The organism is Pseudomonas atagonensis, from assembly GCF_011369485.1.
GTDB classification, from domain to species: Bacteria; Pseudomonadota; Gammaproteobacteria; order Pseudomonadales; family Pseudomonadaceae; genus Aquipseudomonas; species Aquipseudomonas atagonensis.
The window spans coordinates 1-18,660 of the sequence record NZ_VXCA01000042.1 but is presented as its reverse complement, the minus strand read 5'-3'; the positions used below and the strand labels follow the sequence as shown (position 1 = coordinate 18,660).

14 protein-coding genes and 1 pseudogene are annotated in these 18,660 nt (G+C 54.9%); 11 read left to right on the top strand and 4 right to left on the bottom strand.

All coding sequences use genetic code 11. The annotated features are described in order from the left end of the window. Positions 1-169: 169 nt before the first annotated feature. The 5 genes from F2P67_RS25360 (at position 170) to F2P67_RS25340 (ending at position 6,942) form a co-directional block, all read left to right on the top strand. Positions 170-1,867, top strand: coding sequence for a sulfatase-like hydrolase/transferase (locus F2P67_RS25360; protein WP_166225308.1), 1,698 nt, complete (start codon positions 170-172; stop codon positions 1,865-1,867). Positions 1,868-2,042: 175 nt separating this feature from the next. Then, positions 2,043-2,696 carry an ABC transporter ATP-binding protein gene (locus F2P67_RS25355; protein WP_166225305.1) on the top strand — a complete coding sequence of 218 codons (654 nt, stop codon included), beginning with the start codon at positions 2,043-2,045 and terminating at the stop codon, positions 2,694-2,696. Next, entirely contained in the window at positions 2,693-5,164 is a 2,472-nt protein-coding gene (locus F2P67_RS25350; RefSeq protein ID WP_166225302.1) for an FtsX-like permease family protein, read from the top strand. The genes F2P67_RS25355 and F2P67_RS25350 overlap by 4 nt, the downstream gene beginning before the upstream one ends. Beyond that, positions 5,154-6,236, top strand: coding sequence for a lipocalin-like domain-containing protein (locus F2P67_RS25345; protein WP_166225299.1), 1,083 nt, complete (start codon positions 5,154-5,156; stop codon positions 6,234-6,236). The genes F2P67_RS25350 and F2P67_RS25345 overlap by 11 nt, the downstream gene beginning before the upstream one ends. A 121-nt stretch (positions 6,237-6,357) precedes the next feature. Beyond that, positions 6,358-6,942 carry a hypothetical protein gene (locus F2P67_RS25340; protein ID WP_166225296.1) on the top strand — a complete coding sequence of 195 codons (585 nt, stop codon included), beginning with the start codon at positions 6,358-6,360 and terminating at the stop codon, positions 6,940-6,942. 345 nt (positions 6,943-7,287) lie between these two features. On the opposite strand, the gene F2P67_RS25335 is transcribed toward F2P67_RS25340, so the two are convergent. Next, entirely contained in the window at positions 7,288-8,091 is an 804-nt protein-coding gene (locus F2P67_RS25335) for a glycosyltransferase family 2 protein (RefSeq protein ID WP_166225293.1), read from the bottom strand. 237 nt (positions 8,092-8,328) lie between these two features. Here F2P67_RS25335 and F2P67_RS25330 point away from each other — a divergent pair, with 237 nt between their 5' ends. The 6 genes from F2P67_RS25330 (at position 8,329) to F2P67_RS25305 (ending at position 14,437) form a co-directional block, all read left to right on the top strand. Then, entirely contained in the window at positions 8,329-9,147 is an 819-nt protein-coding gene (locus F2P67_RS25330; RefSeq protein WP_166225290.1) for a VanW family protein, read from the top strand. A 60-nt stretch (positions 9,148-9,207) separates the two neighbouring features. Next, the gene (locus F2P67_RS25325) at positions 9,208-9,834 is read left to right on the top strand and encodes a hypothetical protein (protein ID WP_166225287.1); all 627 of its coding nucleotides are present in this window, start codon (positions 9,208-9,210) and stop codon (positions 9,832-9,834) included. A gap of 93 nt (positions 9,835-9,927) precedes the next feature. Next, positions 9,928-10,920, top strand: coding sequence for an SUMF1/EgtB/PvdO family nonheme iron enzyme (locus F2P67_RS25320; RefSeq protein WP_178120960.1), 993 nt, complete (start codon positions 9,928-9,930; stop codon positions 10,918-10,920). Positions 10,921-11,064: 144 nt separating this feature from the next. Next, positions 11,065-12,057 (top strand): SUMF1/EgtB/PvdO family nonheme iron enzyme, encoded by a 993-nt coding sequence (locus tag F2P67_RS25315; protein WP_166225285.1) that lies wholly within the window; start codon positions 11,065-11,067, stop codon positions 12,055-12,057. Positions 12,058-12,249: 192 nt separating this feature from the next. After that, a complete protein-coding gene (locus F2P67_RS25310) occupies positions 12,250-13,242 on the top strand; it encodes a formylglycine-generating enzyme family protein (RefSeq protein ID WP_343045180.1) in 993 nt (330 codons plus the stop codon). Positions 13,243-13,441: 199 nt separating this feature from the next. Continuing rightward, on the top strand, positions 13,442-14,437 hold the full coding sequence (locus F2P67_RS25305; protein WP_343045179.1) for a formylglycine-generating enzyme family protein: 996 nt from the start codon (positions 13,442-13,444) through the stop codon (positions 14,435-14,437). A 33-nt stretch (positions 14,438-14,470) separates the two neighbouring features. Here F2P67_RS25305 and F2P67_RS25300 read toward each other — a convergent pair whose 3' ends face one another. From F2P67_RS25300 to F2P67_RS25290, 3 genes and pseudogenes are all read right to left on the bottom strand, one after another. Further along, the gene (locus F2P67_RS25300) at positions 14,471-16,981 is read right to left on the bottom strand and encodes a LysM peptidoglycan-binding domain-containing protein (RefSeq protein ID WP_166225279.1); all 2,511 of its coding nucleotides are present in this window, start codon (positions 16,979-16,981) and stop codon (positions 14,471-14,473) included. A gap of 19 nt (positions 16,982-17,000) precedes the next feature. Next, positions 17,001-17,834, bottom strand: coding sequence for a DUF4123 domain-containing protein (locus F2P67_RS25295; protein ID WP_166225276.1), 834 nt, complete (start codon positions 17,832-17,834; stop codon positions 17,001-17,003). Beyond that, positions 17,831-18,660 (bottom strand): annotated as a pseudogene (locus F2P67_RS25290) (bacteriophage T4 gp5 trimerisation domain-containing protein); the annotation flags it as partial. The pseudogene F2P67_RS25290 and the gene F2P67_RS25295, both read right to left, overlap by 4 nt.

Here is an 18,660-nt window from a genome sequence, read left to right as displayed (position 1 = left end):
ACGAGAACAAAGGGTTCTGGCAATCCAGGTGTGTCAGATTTGAGTCAACATTATTTTGACGCTTTAGGCGAAAGTCGGCCATTTCTTGCGCTTTGATGGCCCGCTGCTAGTGTCAGATTTTGACCGACAGACGTTTGACAGCCCGCGTTCGCCAGCGCCCGGATTCGCCATGTTTCGATACTTGAAAGAGCTGCTTTTAGTTATCTATCTTTTGCGTTATTCCGATTATTACCTTGATCGGTTAAATGCTATCGGCTGGGGTCTGGCTGTCGTTCTTTTTGGCGTGATGTTTTTGGCGCTAACTTTAGCGTTATATCTAACGGCGTATATACGGCAGACACTCATCCGACATTTATTCGCATTGGCGATGTTTGTCTCGGCGGTGTTTTTTGATGTTTATACGCGGGTCACGGCGGATTACCTGAGCTACAGCAGTTTTGTCTCGCTGGTGTACTCCGGTGGTTTCATCCAGGAAGCGGCGTACCAGTACCGTGAGGCGATCATCCACGGTGCGCTCAGTGGCTTGCTCCTGTTGTTCGGGATCGGTCTCAAACCCCGGCATCCGCTGCGCATACCGAATGGCTTGCGCGTCGCAGCGCCGCTGTGTGGCGTTGTGTTGCTCAGTGCCGTGCTCTTCGTGAGAGCCGGTGAGGGCGCGCGCGGGTTGCCGATCATGTACACGCCGTTGGCCTACCTCAACCTTTTTGCCTACGAGGCGTTGCACAACACCGTCGGCCCGCGAGAGCCGGTGACGCTGGCGCGCAACGGCGAGGCGATCGGGCATGACATCGTGCTGATCATCGACGAAAGCATTTCCGGCAATTACCTCGACATCAACGCGCCGTTCGGTGTGCACAGCAACCTCAAGCAGGCACACCCAGGCGTCGGGATTTTCAATTTCGGTTATGCCGCGTCCATCGCCAATTGCAGCGCCGACACCAACGTCACCCTGCGCTACGGTGGCACCCGCGCCGATTACATGCGCATCAACAGCACGCTGCCGTCGATCTGGCAGTACGCGAAGAAGGCCGGGATGCGCACGGTGTACATCGACGCCCAGCGCACCGGTGGCAATCTGCAGAACTTGATGAACGATGCCGAGAAAAAGGACATCGACGAATTCGTCCAGTTTGACCAGACCAGCGTGCGCGACCGCGACATGGCGGCAGCGGCAAAGTTGATCGAACTGCTCAACGACGGCAAACCCGAGCTGATCCTGATCAACAAGGTCGGCGCGCATTTTCCGGTGCACGACAAATACCCCGATGCATTTATGGCCTATCGCCCGACCTTGCCGCGCGGGCAGTTCACCGAGATTGCCGACACCGGCGAACGCACCGGTTTCAACGGCCAGCCGGATGACTGGGTGCTGTATCGCAACGCGTACAAAAACACAGTGTTGTGGAACGTCGGCGAGTTTTTTGCGCGGGTGTTCGCCCAGGCCAATCTGAACAACGCCGTAATGATCTACACCTCCGATCACGGTCAGGATCTGCATGAACGCGGCAATCCGGGGTTGAATACCCACTGCGGCGGAGACCCGGTGGAAGAAGAAGGGCTGGTGCCTTTGGTGGTGATTCAGGGCGATCAGTTGCAGACGCTGGACTGGCAGGCGCAACTGGCGGTGAACAAGGATCGCTCCAGTCACTACAACATCTTCCCGACACTGTTGCAGTTGATGGGCTACGACCTCACGGGGATTGAAGCGCTGTACGGCAAACCGCTGACGGTACCGACGGCGGATGCGTTCACCTTCAACTACCGCTTCAATGCACGGCTGGGGGCCAAGCCTGAGTGGAAGCATATTGATCTTGGGAGCATTGTCACGCCGGGGGAGGCGGCGACCAATGTGGCGGTGGGGCAGTAAGGTTTGCGCTGGCTGAGCTGACGTCTTCGGGAGCTAGCCCCCTCCCACCCTCTGAAATGCGATCTCCCTGTGGGAGCGGGCATGCTCACGAAGAGGCCAGTGCTTCCAACGGAAGATTCCGAGCGGTCAGCGGCATCCGCTATTCTTGCCCCACACTGACCGATCAGGTGGCGGCATGCTTCGTGTTGAAAACGTCTGCAAAAGTTATCTCACCCCCCAAGGCCCGTTGCCCGTGCTGCAAGGCGTCGACCTGACGCTCGCCCCCGGTAGCAGTCTGGCGCTGATGGGCGAGTCCGGCAGCGGCAAAAGTACCTTGCTGCACCTGATTGCCGGCCTCGACAAGGTCGACAGCGGCAGCATTCGCAGCGGCGAACATCGCCTGGAGAACATGAACGAAGCGCAACTGGCCAACTGGCGGCGCACGGAAATCGGTCTGGTGTTCCAGCAGTTCAACCTCATCGGCAGCCTGCGTGTCGAAGACAATCTGGCGTTTCAGTCGCGTCTGGCCGGGCGCCACGAGCCGCGTTGGCAGGCGCATCTGGTGCAACGCTTGGGGCTGGGCGATCTGCTCAAGCGTTATCCCGAGCAACTGTCAGGCGGTCAGCAACAACGGGTGGCGCTGGGCCGAGCACTGGCGGCGCAGCCGAAACTGTTGTTGGCCGACGAACCCACCGGCAGCCTCGACGAAGCCACCAGCGATGAAGTGCTGAGGTTGCTCCTCGAATTGCTCGACGACACGCCGACGACATTATTGATGGTCACTCACAGTCCCCGTGTGGCGGCGCGACTGGCGCAGCGCGTGGTGCTGTGCAACGGGCGCCTGATGTGAACGTCTTCCGGCAAACATTGCGGGCGCTGCTCAGTCATTGGCGTCGGCACCCGGTACAGTTTTTCAGCGTGTTGACCGGGCTGTGGCTGGCGACCAGTCTGCTGACCGGCGTCGAGGCGCTGAACAGTCAGGCGCGCGACAGTTATGCCCGCGCCAGCCAACTGATCGGCGGCGAACCGCAGGCCAGTCTCGCATCGCCGAACGGGGCGACATTCGCGCAGCAATGGTTCGTCGATCTGCGGCGTCAGGGCTGGCCGGTGTCGCCGCTGTTGCAGGGCCGAGTGACCCTCAAGGGCCACGAAAACCAGCGTCTGCAACTGATGGGCATCGAGCCGGTGTCGCTGCCGGCGGACTCAGCGGTGGCCGGGCAAAGTTTGCCGATCGAACGAGTTGTCGAGTTCTTCAGCCCTCCGGGCAGCACGTGGGTGTCTGCCGATACCTTGCAGGCGCTGAACCTGCCCGAAGGCGCTACGCCGCAAACGGTCGGTGGCCAGAAACTGCCGCCCTTGGCGGCACAAAACGACATGGCGCCGGGCGTTCTGTTGGTGGACATCGGTGTCGCCCAGACTCTGCTGGAACAACCCGGTCAGCTCTCGCGGCTTTTGCTGCCCAAGGATTTTCACGCTGAGTTACCGGCCAGCTTCAAAGGCTTGCTGCAACTCAAAAGCAGCGGTGAAGAAAACAATCTGGCGCGGCTGACCGAAAGCTTTCACCTCAACCTCGATGCCCTGGGTTTTCTCTCGTTTGTCGTCGGGCTGTTCATCGTGCACGCCGCCATCGGCCTGGCGCTGGAACAGCGTCGAGGTTTGCTGCGGACATTGCGTGCCTGTGGCGTCAGCGCACGGATGTTGATTGCGTGTCTGATCGTCGAGTTGGGCGTGCTGGCGTTGCTCGGCGGCGTGTTCGGCGTGATCAGCGGCTACTGGCTGGCCAGCGTGTTGCTGCCGGATGTCGCTGCCAGCCTGCGCGGCTTGTACGGCGCGGAAGTGGCGGGGCAATTGCGTCTGAGTCCCTGGTGGTGGTTGAGCGGCATCGGTTTGAGCCTGTTCGGCGCCTTGTTGGCCGGTGCAAACAGTTTGCTGCGTGCGGCGAAGTTGCCGCTGCTTACGGTGGCAAATCCGCAGGCTTGGCATCAGCAATATGCACGCTGGTTGCGACGCCAGGGCTGGCTGGCCGGGGCATTGGGATTGATCGCCTTGGTGGCGCTGATGCGCGGTGACAGTCTGGCCAGCGGTTTTGTCCTGATGGCGGGCTTGTTGCTCGGCGCGGCGCTGGCGTTGCCGGTGTTGCTCAGCGTGATCCTCAATCAACTGCTCGGGCGCAGTCGTTCGGTGCTCGGTCAGTGGTTTCTCGCCGACTGCCGCCAGCAACTGCCGGCACTGAGTCTGGCGCTGATGGCGTTGCTGTTGGCGCTCGCGGCCAACATCGGTGCCGGCAGCATGACCGCCGGTTTCCGCCAGACCTTCGATGACTGGCTCGAACAACGCCTCAGCGCCGAGTTGTACATCAATCCGAACAACCCGGCACAGTCGCGCGAAATGTACAGCTGGCTCAGGCAACAACCGAACGTCACGGCGGTGCTGCCCAACTGGCAGGTGTCGGTGACGCTGCAAGGCTGGCCGGCGGAGGTGTTCGGGGTGATCGACCATGCGCATTATCGTCAGCACTGGCCGCTGCTCGAGGCCAGTGGCAGCGATCCGTGGGGCCATTTGGCCGCGGACGATGCGGTGATGCTCAGCGAACAACTCGCCCGACGCCTGAAACTCCGCGCCGGCGAACACCTGGCGATTCCCACGCCGAACGGTACGTGGTCGCCACGCATCGTTGGCATCTACGCCGATTACGGCAATCCCAAGGGCCATCTGCTGGTCAACATCAATCACCTGTTGCGCGGCTGGCCGCAACTGACGCCGAACCGCTTCAACCTGCGCATCGACCCGCCACACATTCCCGCATTATTGAGCGCCCTGCAGGCACGTTTTCAACTCGATGACAGTCGCATCGTCGATCAGGCGCGGCTCAAAGGCTGGTCGATGCAGGTGTTCGAGCGCACGTTTGCCGCCACCGCCGCCCTCAATAGCCTGACGCTGGCGGTGGCCGGTGTGGCGCTGTTTATCAGCCTGCTGACCCAGAGCCAAAGCCGTCTGGGCCAACTCGCACCGTTGTGGGCGCTGGGGGTGACGCGACGTCAGTTGATGCTGCTCAACCTTGGCCAGACCTGGCTGCTGGCGGTGCTCACGCTGGTGCTCGCGTTGCCCTTGGGCATTGCGCTGGCGTGGTGCCTGGATGCGGTGATCAATGTGCACGCCTTTGGCTGGCGCCTGCCGTTACGGGTCTTCCCCTGGCAGTTGTTGCAACTGATGGGGCTGGCGTTGCTGGCGACCTTGCTCGCATCGGCGTGGCCACTGTATTCGCTGTACCGCACGCAACCGGCGGATCTGTTGAGGACGTTTGCCCATGAGGATTAACGTCGTTGGGTCGCTGCTTCTGCTGCTGCTCGCCGGTTGCGATCAGCCCGCGCCCGAGCAGAAGGGCTTTGCCGGGATGGGCAATCAGGCGCAGGCATTCACGCCGGTGGTGCCGGGACGGGTGTTCAGTTTTCCGGCGGATCATGGCGTGCACGAGGGCTTTCGTATCGAGTGGTGGTACGTCACGGCCAATCTCAAGGACGCGCAGGGCAATGAATTCGGCGTGCAGTGGACGCTGTTTCGTAGCGCCCTGAAACCTGGCCCGGCACAAGCAGGATGGGGCAGTCAGACGATTTGGCTGGGGCACGCGGCGGTGACTTCCAGCACGGTGCACCACGCCGCCGAACGCTACGCGCGGGGTGGCGTGGGGCAGGCGGGTGTCACGGTCGCTCCGTTCGAGGCCTGGATCGACGATTGGCGGTTTGCCAGTCAGGCCGCTGATCCTCTGACCAACCTGCAACTGAGTGCGCGCGATTCATCCTTCGCCTATCAACTTCACCTCACCTCCAGCCGTCCGCTGGTGCTGCAAGGCGACAAGGGTTTCAGCCAGAAATCCGCAGAAGGGCAGGCGTCGTATTACTACAGTCAGCCGTTTTTTCAGGCCAGCGGCACGCTGCAATTCGACGGCAAAACCTACACCGTCAGCGGTCCCGCGTGGCTTGATCGCGAGTGGAGCAGCCAACCGCTGACTGCCAGCCAGACCGGTTGGGACTGGTTTTCTCTGCACCTGGACAGCGGCGAACACATGATGCTTTATCGCATGCGCCAGAAGGAGGGTGCGCCGTACCTCACCGGCACCTGGATCGGCGCCGATGGCCAGACGCAAACCCTGCGCAGCGAGCAGATCCAACTCACGCCGCACGACACGGCCAACGTCGCCGGTCGCTCGCTGCCGGTGAACTGGTCGATCAGCATTGCCGACAAACACCTCGACATCGATCTCGACGCGCTCAACCCCAAGGCCTGGATGAACCTGCGAATCCCCTATTGGGAAGGCCCGGTAAGGATCAGTGGCAGCCATGCCGGGCGCGGTTATCTGGAAATGACTGGCTACGAAGACCGGGCAAAGTAACCCTCCGTCAGGCAACAAAGCCCGGCCAGGTCCTGAACAGCGTCTATGCTCAGTGACACGTCCGTCGCCCACCGAGTTGGAGCGACGGGTGCTGCCACTCATCACAGGGAAAGTATCGCTTATGAAGCTTCAAGCACTGGCCAAGGCCATCACCCTCGCAACTGTTCTGTCCGCTACCAGCTTCGCCGCGCTTGCCGCCGATATTCCATTGTCCGCGACCGTTGAGCAGGATCATGTCACCACTAAAGTAGTCTCCGTCGATGCTGCCAATCATCAAGTCGTTCTGGAAGGCAGCGAAGGCGAACCGGTGCACGTTCAGCTCACCGACAAGGCGAAAAACCTCGCCAATCTCAAGGTCGGCGACAAGGTAGATATCACCGTCCAGCGTTCCGTCGCGGCTTACCTCGACACCGATGTGGATAAAGGTCTGCCTGGGTCCACCGAGCGCACCGGCGAACTGCGCAACGCCGTTGGCAGCGATAACCCCGGTGGCGAGGGATTCCGTCAGGTTCAGGTACAACTGAAAATCACCAAAATTGATACGACGAAAAATCAAGTGACTCTGGAGAACCCGGAAGGTCGATCAAAGACTCTTGACGTCAAACGGCCTGAGATTCAAGCCAAACTGAAGGATCTGAAAGTAGGACAAAGCGTCATTGTCACTTACACCGATATCTTAAAAGTGACCAGTCAGCATGAAAGCTGAGTATTAACTCTACAGATTGACTGTTCTTGTACAGGTTGATGTATGAGAGCAGTCATATAAAAAGTGTAGATAGGAAGTTTGTCGGTAAATATCGGCAAGACACACTTTTTAACTTTCTAGTACATAAATTTCATGATTGTGCCTAACGACATAAGCGCCAACTTCCATTAAAATCCTCCCCGTTCGCCCAGTGTCAGGGCTCTTTACCGGTGCATGGATTGCCAGGCCATTACACTGGGCGAACACCTCCCCGGAGCGGATGTATACAATTTCAGATAAAAAAGGGCGACTTTCAAGTCGCCCTTTTTTATTGCCGCCGGAATTAAACCGCAGTGTTTAGCTGTTTTAGCTTCGCTGCGCCTGAAAGCGTTTGAGCGATGCCTGATACATTTTGGTGCGCCGGTGATCTTTTCCGTAAGTGCCCGCCGCGGCAACGGTGCCGGCCTGAATGTGATCGAGATAGCGGAAAATCTTCCGTGGCGACAGGAACTTGATGCCATGGCCCAAGGCAACCATGCGGTCCTGCAGGGTGTAGCCGGGCACGCGATCATCCATGCAGAAGTGCAGTCCCCGGGACTTCATCAATCGGACATTCCACAATGTGCAGAAACTCTTCAGGTGAGTTTCCTTATAGGGCCTCGGTTGTTTTGAACGCAAACCCAACTGTGTTTTTACGCGTCGCACATAGTGCTTGCAAAACCGCGAAGTTAGTCGCCACGTGTCGCGCAATACACCTCGATTGAGTTGTTCGACACAACCGACTGCTGCCATGTCCGGTGTTTTCGTGCACTCGTTCATCATCATTGCAAACACATCCTTGTCGTAAACGAAGGTGTCGGTGTGCAATAGAAACAGGTAGTCGGTCTGGACTTTTTCCAGTGCCAGGTCCAGTGCCTTGCCATGAGCAATATGTCCGGCTTCCTTTGTCGGAGCAGGTCGTTCGATCAGATTGATCCAGTCCAGCGAGCGCAAGTACTCGACACTTTCATCCGCAGAGTCATTGTCCACTACCCACACCGGGATCCGCTGTTCCTTGACGTGATCGCGCAAAAGCTCCAGGCACATTTTAGTAATGTCCGGGGTTTTGTAATTTACCAATACAAGACTGAAGTTCGGTTGTTGCACGGCTGGTAAATCAAATTCACTCATTTAGCAGGGCTCATCCGCAGTTCGGGGGCGATGGTTTCTTGCTGCGGGAGGGTAGCGACGCAACCTTAGGCGAAACTTAATTTCGCGAGCTGCTGGCTGGCTGAGTTGTTTCGGGGTGAGACTCGTCAAAAGGTGGCGGTGTTGCGCAGGGGCGCTGTGCAGCGGCGGGTTACACGCTAGAATGCGCGCCCCTTTCACGGTTCAAGGAAGAGAACGGCATCGCCGTTTGTGTCACGGATGAAACCACTATCCCTCTACCACCCGGCCCTGTACTGGCTGCGCGTGTGGCAAAAAAGACTGTTCCGCCGAATTGCCTGGCATTGCTCGCGCAAGCGCTACGCCCGGCCTGCAGCCGAGGCGAATCGACTGACGTTTCGTTACCTGAAACACACCTCGAAACTAATCCGCAAACTCGGCGACTCCGACCTCGCCCTGCAACACAACAAAGTCATCAACCTCAAACTCGCAGTCGCCGCCATCGACGGCGTGGTGATCGGCCCCGGCGAATACTTCTCCTTCTGCCGCCTCGTCGGCCGGCCAACGCGCAAGCGCGGTTACGTGGAAGGAATGGAGTTGTCCTTCGGCGAGGCGCGAACCGGCGTCGGCGGCGGGATCTGCCAGTTGAGCAACCTGATTCACTGGATGGCCATTCATTCACCGCTGGTGGTGGTAGAACGCTCCAATCACAGCTTCGACCCGTTCCCCGATGAGGGGCGGGTGCTGCCGTTCGGCTCCGGGGCGGCGATCTTCTACAACTACATTGATCTGGTGCTGCACAACCCGACGGATCGCAGCTTTCAGCTGAAACTGCAGGTGGGCGATACGCAACTCGAAGGCGAGTTGTTGTGCGATCAAGTACGGCCATACCGTTATCACGTGTTTCAGGAAGCGCACCGGTTCGTCCGCGAGGCCGGGCGCGTCTATCGCGAGAATGAGATCTGGCGGGAAGTGCGCAACAAGGGGCAGGTCGGGGAATTGGTGAAGCGCGAACGACTGTATTGCAACCGGGTAGTGGTCAAGTATGAGGTTGGCCTTGATTTGATCAGTTCACCGTAGCCCTGGATCAGCGTGGATATTGCGAGGGGCATTAACCAATCAATAAAAATAGGCACTAAAATGGCAACTGAAATGCTCTGGTGGGAAAAGACAGTTGAATACTTCTTCGTTAGGAAGATTTTGCCTTTGGATGCACTGGCCGCACCGCTGGCCGGTGACGCCGAAAAGTTCTTTGGCGATCTGATGAACGAAAGCAAAGATGGCCGGGCCCGGCTGATTGAGTTCAAACGTGAGAAAGCCAATATCAAGGACGAAGTCCTCAAGTACTACGCGAAAGGTGCGGTGCCTGCGGGACAGACGTTTCACAAAGCCTGGTTGGCGGCTATTAGCAATAATATTTGCCCAGGAAGCCTTGGGCACTGGTTCGTTTACGGGCACGTGGAAAAAGACACCAGTGATCTTGTGCTTGAGGGTCGCCAGTATGGTCCTGAAAAGACAAAACCTATCCTTATTCAAAATGATGACCAGCTAGGCTACGTGCAGCCTAAAGCGCTGTTTGATTACATGAAAAGATTGATGGTCATGCGGTCAAGGGGTGGGGGCTGGGAAGGCGCAATGGTGGTTGCCACCCTGGACGGGCAGAGCGTGGCAATGGATGCCAGGGAGTTTGTTGAGAAAACCATGAGTTTAAAACCGGAGCCCAAACTGGAAATTGGTCCGACCTTTAAGCCACCAAGAATGCGATAAGTGGGACAGAGCTGGGGTGAAAGATGATGAGGTTTTTAGTTTTCGCATAGGGGTAAGGTTTGCCCTTTCACGTACCTTATAAGGATATTGCTCGTGTCACGTCGGTTTTTACTGGGTCTTTCTTTCATTACGCTGTTGGTGGGTTGCGACGGCGAATCTGGCCCGTTGCCCAGCAGTAAAAGCCTGTCTGCGGAAAAGGTCGCGTCCATCGCGGCAACGATCAAGGCGAAGTACCCGAATCTTTCGAGCGAACTGCGTGGCCAAGTGCTGAATACGGTTGTGCAGTCGATCGATAATATGGTGTTTGTCGAAGGTGGCCAGTTTGATATGGGCGATTTCGGCTGGATCTGCGAATACGATGAGAAAGATGTTTGTACCTGGCCTTGCGGGCAGGAGCCGGAGGAGCTTTGTAATATTAGTAGGAACGGAGATGATGATTTCGTCCATCCGGTAAATTTGAGTGGCTATTATCTTTCGAAATATCAAGCTTCTTTGGGGGATTTTGATATTTTTTTCGTTGCTAATGGAAAACCACTCTATGATGAGGAATTTCGAGTACGTGAGGATTTAAAGTATCGCTATCAGTCTAGCTTGCCTGCGCCAACTAAAAGTTGGCAGGAGGCATCCGATTATTGTCAATGGATCGGCAAACTCAGTGGTTATGCAGTGGACTTGCCTACTGAGGCTCAGTGGGAATATGCCGCGCGCAGTCGTGGGCAGCACATATTGTTTCCAACGAATACTGGTAGTTTAGATTATGGTAAAAACTTTCCGGTTGAAGATGAAGAAGATAGTTTTCCTGTTGATCGATTTCCGCCTAACCATTTGGGTATCTATGGGTTATCTGGAAACTCAACAGATTGGGTGAAAGATTGGTATTCCGAAAACTATTACAAAGCTTCTCCATTGGATGATCCTCAAGGTCCGAGTTCTGGTGAGCAAAAAATTAGAAGAGGCTCAACTACTTCGGATGCTCCTCTATCAGCTGCTCCACTAATACGTAGATGGCCAGATAAAATGGTGCAGAAGTATCATTCAAGCGATACAAGTTTTAGATGTGCTATTCAGTCAGGTGAGCCGCTTTAATGCTAGATGGTGAAGGCGCCTTTAGGGTAACAATTAAGGTGACGGATTTATTTTATACGGCCTGGGTCGGAGCAGAAAAAGAAGGTAATTCCGCTATGGCTGATTGTTTTTTGCCCTTTGACTTCCCTTATAAGGATATTGCTCGTGTCGGGTCGGTTTTTAATTGGTATTCCTTTCATTATGCTGTTGGTAGGTTGCGACGCCGATTCTGGCCCATTGCCAACCAGTAAAAGCCTGTCTCCGGAAAAGGTGGCGTCCATCGCGGTAAAGGTTAAGACGAAATACCCGGATCTTTCGAGCGAACTGCGTGGCCAAGTGCTGAATACGGTTGTACAGTCGATCGATAATATGGTGTTTGTCGAGGGTGGCCAGTTTGATATGGGCGATTTCGGCTGGATCTGTGAATACGATGAGAAAGATGTTTGTACGTGGCCTTGCGGGCAGGAGCCGGAGCAGCTTTGTAATATTAGTCCGAATGGCAATGATGATTTTGTGCACTCGGTAAGATTGAGCGGATATTATATTTCTAAGTTTCAAGCTACTTTGAGAGATTTTGACCTGTTCTTTGTTGTGAACAAGAAGCCGCTGTTTGATCAGAAGTATCGAGAGCGTGAGGATTTAAAGTTTCTTTATCAGCCAGATTTGCCTGCCCCGACGCAAGACTGGCAGGAGGCTAACGACTATTGTCAATGGCTGGGTGACCTTAGTGGTTATCCAGTGAGACTTCCAACCGAGGCGCAGTGGGAGTACGCTGCTCGCAGTCGTGGGCAACATTTCTTATTTCCTACAGATACTGGAAGTTTAGCTTTTGGAAAGAACTTTCCTGTCGAGGATGAGGAAAATAATTTCCCGGTTGATCGCTTCGCACCTAACGCTCTGGGGATATATGGTCTTTCTGGTAACTCAACTGATTGGGTTAGTGACTGGTACGGAAAAGACTATTACAAAAATTCTCCTCATGAAAATCCACAAGGTCCAGAGTCCGGTACTCAAAGAATTAGACGTGGTTCTACTATTTTAGAAGCTCCATTATCTGCTGCTCCAATGATTCGTCGTTGGGCTGCAAACTCTCCACAGAAATATCATACAAGCGATACGAGCTTTCGGTGCGCAGTACAAACAGATAACCCTCTGTAGTTTTAGGAGAAAGGTGACCGATTTATTTTATAAAGCCTGAGTCGTAGCAGGGAAAAGGTAGTAAACCCGCTAGGATTGTCGGTCATGCCCTTGGTCAGCAAGAAACCGCTGATAAGCGTGATCAGGTGTTTTGCAGTCTTGGCGAGGGGTAGTATGGTTTACCCTTTGGCGCACCTTATAAGGATATTGCTCGTGTTTCGTCAGTCTTTATTTGCCCTTCCTTTCATGATGCTGTTGGTAGGTTGTGAGGTCGAATCCGGCTCATTGCCCAGCAGTAAAAGCATGTCTCCGGAAAAAGTGGCATCCATCGCGGCAACGATCAAGGCGAAATACCCGGATCTTTCGAGCGAACTGCGTGGCAAAGTACTGAATACGGTTGTTCATTCGATCGATAATATGGTGTTTGTCGAGGGCGGCCAGTTTGATATGGGGGATTTCGGCTGGATCTGCGAATACGATGAGAAAAATGTTTGTACCTGGCCTTGTGGCCAGGAACCGGAGCAGCTTTGTAATATTAGTGGAAACGGGGATGATGATTTCGTCCACCCGGTAAAGTTAAGTAGCTATTATCTTTCGAAATATCAAGCTATTTTGGGGGATTTTGATATTTTTTTCGTGGCTAATGGCAAGCCACTGTATGATGAAGAGGAGCGAAAGCGCGAAGACTTGAAAAGTGAGTATTTACCTAATCTTCCAGCACCCACCCAAGGCTGGCAAGAGGCGAAAGATTACTGTGCTTGGATTGGATCGCTAAGCGGTTACGAAGTAGATTTGCCTACAGAGGCTCAGTGGGAGTTTGCGGCCCGTAACCGCGGGCAACATATTCTGTTTCCAACCGACACAGGAAGTTTAGATTATGGCAAAAGTTTTCCTATTGAAAACGAAAGTCAAAGCCACCCTGTGAGCCGCTTTGCACCTAATCCTTTGGGTTTATACGGACTTGCAGGTAATTCAACTGATTGGGTAAATGATTGGTATGCAGAGGACTATTACAAAGTTTCTCCTCTTGAAAATCCTCAAGGGCCATATTCTGGTCAATTAAAAGTTAGACGGGGTTCTAATATTTCAGATGCACCATTATCTGCGGCGCCACTTGTTCGTCGTTGGTCAGCGGAATTAATGCATAAGTATCATTCAAGTACTATGAGTTTTAGATGTGCGGTGCAACAGAGTGAGCCGCTTTAGTCTCATGGACAGGATAAAGGTGACCGATTTATTTTATAAAGCCTGAGTCGGAGCAGGGAAAAGGTAGTAAACCCGCTACGAATGATCGGTCGTGCCCTTGGTCAGCAAGAAACCTCTGATAAGCGTGATCAGGTATTTTGCAGTCTTGGCGAGGAGTGGTATGGTTTACCCTTTGGCGCACCTTATAAGGATATTGCTCGTGTTTCGTCAGTCTTTACTTGCCCTTCCTTTCATGATGCTGTTGGTAGGTTGTGAGGCCGAATCCAGCTCATTGCCCAGCAGTAAAAGCCTGTCTCCGGAAAAGGTGGCGTCCATCGCGGCAACGATCAAGGCGAAATACCCGAGCCTCTCGAGTGAACTGCGTGACAAAGTGCTGAGTACGGTTGTGCAGTCGATCGATAACATGGTGTTTGTCGAGGGCGGCCAGTTTGATATGGGGGATTTCGGCTGGGCTTGTGAATATGACGAAAAGGATGTTTGTGCCTGGCCTTGCGGGCAAGAGCCGGAGCAGCTTTGTAATATCAGTCGTGATGGTGATGATGATTTTGTGCATCCGGTTAAATTGAGTTCTTACTATATTTCTAAATATCAAACTACTATTGGTGAGTTTGATTTATTCTTCGTAGCGCAAAATAAAGAACTCTTTGATGCGGAGTATCGTGGGAGATCGGATCTAAAAAATATGTACGCTCCGAGATTGCCTGCCCCTACTAAGCGATGGCAAGAAGCCAAAGATTTTTGTAAGTGGATAGGTGGCTTAAGTGGCTTTCCAGTTGACCTTCCAACTGAGGCTCAGTGGGAGTTTTCTGCGCGTAATCGAGGCATGCATATACTATTTCCAACCAATGATGGGAACTTGATTCTAGGTAAAAACTTTCCGGTTGAGGGAGAGGGAGAGACATTTGTGGTTGACCGATTTCCACCAAGTCCTCTAGGTCTATACAACTTGTCCGGTAATGCAACGGACTGGGTAAATGATTGGTACGAAAAAGATTATTATAAAAAATCTCCCGTAGATAATCCGCAAGGGCCGATGTCAGGGACGCAAAAAGTAAAACGAGGCTCCAATTATCCAGAAGCGCCTTTGTCAGCAGCACCTTTAGTACGACGTTGGCCTGATAATCCAAACCAGGACGCCTACTATCCTGGAACAGGATTCCGCTGTGCGATTCAAACAGAAAATCCACTTAATTGATATTTAAGGCAAAGGCGCCATCGGCACCTTTGTTCAAGCTAGGCCGTCAAAATGGCTGCTACGTTTGGCTGCCATTAGAGTTTGCTCTTTGCGCCAAGCTAAACCCGGAGTCCACGCGATTGCTCCATATTCTCGCGCCGACGGGTCGATGTTGATGGCTAACGCTTCGACGAAACGGTTGAATTGTTGTTGTTCTGCTCCGTCTAGTAAAGAGTTTAGGCGTTCGAGGCTATCCATGGCGTTAACTTTGCTTCCGTCTTTAGAGCAGTGCTCTAGAACTTCGGTGAAGTGTTTCCAAGTGCGAATGTGAGAGAGCAATAGGACAATGGCTTTCTCTTGATCCTCGGCCCAAGACTCCACAAAGCTTTCAGTTAATAGATGAAGCATAGGGCCCGTCGTTTCGGGTGGAAGCATCTGTAGAGGTATGGTTTTTTTGTTTACGTTAATTGATTGATTGCTGAGCAGGTATTTTGCGAGGTGTTGGGCTTCCTGTTTTGTTGCTTCGCGTCTCTTCCACCACAACGACATCTTGTTAAAGCCACCTTCAAACGCTTCTGTAACGGATTGTCCTGGGTTTGTTGCGATTTTAAATAGACCTGCTGCCATATAGTTGAAAGCATCTTTCGTTACTGCTAGCTGATAATGAAAGTCCGCTTTCGACAACGCATTGCAAAACACATAGATCAGATCACCAATTTTTTCGATGTCCACCGAGGTACCGAACCCACCTCCCGCTCCAGGACCAAACACCAGACTGGCTTTACAGTTGATCGCCAAACGATCCGCGCGAATTTCAATCCCAAAATCAAAACCCGCCCCAATACCCAGTGCCGCGTTCCCTTCCGCCTTGATTTCCACCAGGCTCGACCAATCCGTACTCCCGCTGTCATTCGCCTGTCCGGCAGTGATCTTGCCCACCCCTTGTTTGGTCGAATCAAGCCATTTCAATGTTCCGGTCACGGTGCCGCCGCCTTGCACGCCGGCGAAAGCGTTACCTTTCACGCCCAGGCTGCCACCGCGTTTTTTGTCGACAGCAATGTCGGGTGTGCTTAGCAACGCGGTTGCGCCGGAGGCTTCCGCCTCCTTCGGTTTGTATTGGGCTTTGACACCGGCCTGACCTTGGGCCGTTGCGCCAAGAAAACACGACAGTTCCACTTTGCCGTCGAGTCGGAAGATACCGATATCGCTGACGACTTCCTTGCCTTCAGCGTTGCGGTAAGGCATGCGTACCACGTAGCCGCCCTGGTCGGGGAAGAAGCTCTTGAGTGCGACCGAGCCTTCGGCCAATGAGATCGCGGCGCTGCCTTTGACACCGACTTCGATGTTGCCTTTGCCCGGTTCCCAACTGTTGATCCCGGCGCTGGCTGTTGCCGCGAAACGAAACGCGTGGGCTTCAGCGGATACCGCATATTGCGCGGAGTCCGCTTCGTTGGAGGTCCAGGAACACTCTTTGTGCAAGGCGTTGAGCAGGTTGTCGTCCTTGCTTGTCCACGAGGTGAGCTTGGCTTCGAGGCTGCCGAGGGGGCTGGTTTTGCGGCCATCGGATACCGCTGTTCTGATGTCCTTGATCAGATCTTTGGCGAGATTCTTATCGAAAGGCTTGCCTTGCATCACTGTGGTAGGAACCTTGACGTTCCAGGTGAACTGTTGGCGAGTGCGTATCGGTATGTAATGACGGCGTGTCGGATCACGGAAGGAAATGTATTCGACCGTGGTGATGCCGGTTTTTACCTGCTTTCCTTTCTGGGTATCGGAGGCTTTTCCCTTGCCGTGTTTGATGTCCGGCGCCGCACCGTTGGCGCTGGTGGAGCTGTCGCCGGCCTCGGCCTTGCCTTGTGCCGCAATTCGGGTGCGCAATGATTGAATCTCGGCATTGAGCTCCGCGACTTTTTTGGCTTGCAGGCCTTTCCAGTTGCTCTCCAGATAGTTGCCTTCGAACGCGGCTTTTGGCGTGTAGCGGTTATACCAGTCACGGGCCTGTTGCACGGTTGCCAGTTGGCCCTGCAGGTCTTCCTTGCGCTCGATGACGGCTTTAGGCTTTTCCACCACAGGAGGGGATCGTTGTAACAGTCCGGCTTCTTCGGCTTTGGCGTTCCACTTGTCTTTAACGCAACTCGTGCACGAGCAAGCAGCTTGAGGGCTTTTGCTCTTGGTGCACTTGTTGGCTTCAGTGGCGCTGGCCAGATTCTGGTGCAGCTCATCCATGAGTTTTTTGACGAGGTCGGACTGCTGCTTGAGCGCGTTCGACTCTTTTTCTGTCAGCAGGTAGAAGTGTTCTTCGCCGGTAATGTGGATGATTTCGACCAGTTCATCCTTGCACTCGACGGCGCCTTTGACAGCGGTCGTGCTCTGGTTGTCTGCATGTTTGGGCGGCGGCATTGCTTTTGCGGAAGCGGCAGGCAGCTTCAACACCCAGCCGCTCTTGATGTGGTTGGGGTCGGTAATGATCGGGTTCAATGCCCGTAGATCTGCAACGGAGCACTTGTTGGCGGCGGCAATGCTGCCAAGAGTGTCGCCGCTCTTAACGGTGTAAGTGTTGCTCATTGCTCGTCGTCCTTGTGATTCACAGACTTTCCAGTTGAGTCAGCTTGTCGCCCAGTGCGATGTCGTCACGTGCCAGCAAGTCGGCCGCGGGTGCCTGCTCCCAGAAGCGATCCCCACGCTGGAGGGCTAACCGAAGCCAGCGCTCCTGATCGGCCATTTGTTCATAACCCCGGTCTTGACCTGCCAGCAGTTGGCGGTGAACGAAGTCGACGGAGTCGTCTGTGGGGAGAACTTCGTGGTAGTCGGCGGCGAAGCGAGTCGCTATGACGTATAGCCGGTTTTGCTCGATCAACGTCTGACGCTCGGTGGTCAGGTACAACCAGGCCGGTGGCTGGATGGCAGTCGTCGGACTTTGCGGCGACTTGGCGTAGTGTCGCCAGCCGATCTCGTTTTTCCACGCGAGGCCACTAAAAGGGCCAATGAACTGGGCTTTCTCGGTCTCGCTGAGCGAAAGCAGCAAAGGCTCCAACCAGCGCGGATCATAAAAACGCATCATTTGCTGCGGGTTTTCATCGGTTCGTACGGTCAGCAGGCTGCGCCAGTGTTCCAACCCCTGATCCAGCACGCCGGCACTGTCCAGCCAGGCGACACATCCTGCGTCGCACTGCTCCAGCAACGTGCTGGCATAGCTCACGGTTGATGGGTTCGCCCGGTACATGACGGCGTAAGGTCCGGCAGGCTGCAGATCGGTATAGGGGGTGTTGGTAAAAAGCGGAATGCAGTCGGGTCGCAGTTGTTCTTCACCCTGAAACAGGTGACTCAGCAGATCCGGATCAAAACTGCGATCCAGAATCAGAACCATGACGCCGGTTGCTGCCCCCTGGCCGAAGGGCGACTCAGTAGAAGCAATCATGCGGTCGCACCCGCCTGATGGATAGGGCAGCAACCTGTGGCATCCAGATGACACGAAGGTGTTGGCAGCAACACGCCCGCTTTGGATTGAACCTTGAATGCGCCAAGGGAGGGTTTCACGACCTGCCCGGCCTTATCCGCATCCGCCTGCTTCAACGGCCCCGGCAACAACGGCGCCGCCCCCGTGCCGCTGCCCGGCCCACCGCCGGAGTTGATGTTGATCACCGGCCCGCTCAGGGTCACGCCGCCGGCATCGAGTTTGATGAAGCTGCCACCGCCCACCAGTGTCAGTTCAGCCCCAGCCTCCAGTACCACTTTCATGCCGCTGCTCAGGTGGATTTCCTGCCCCGCGTCGATGAACTGGCCGGTGCCGATCTTGATGTGCTGGTTCACGCCCACGGTCAGGTGGTCGTTGGCGCGCGCTTCAACTTTGCGGTCGGCGTAGACGGTGTGGTGTTCTTCGGCCTTGAACTCGCTGTAGCTGTTCTTTTCGACGGTGTCGTGGCGTTCGTTGCCGACCCGAATTTTCTGGTCGTGCTCGATATTTTCGTCCCAGTCGCGCTGGGCGTGCAGGTAGATCTGTTCCTGACCTTTCTTGTCTTCGATGCGCAGTTCGTTGTAGCCGCCGCCACCCATCGAACTAAGGGTCTTGAAGGTGCTGCGGGTCTTGTTCGTCGGCAGGGCGTACGGGACGGTGTTTTCCTTGTGCTACAGGCAGCCGCTGATCAGCGGCTGGTCGGGCTCGCCTCCCAGGAAGGTGGCCGGTGCTTGCCTGCCGATCCGCGGGATCGCGAAGCCGCCGTACTGGGCGACGGCCCAGTCGCTGG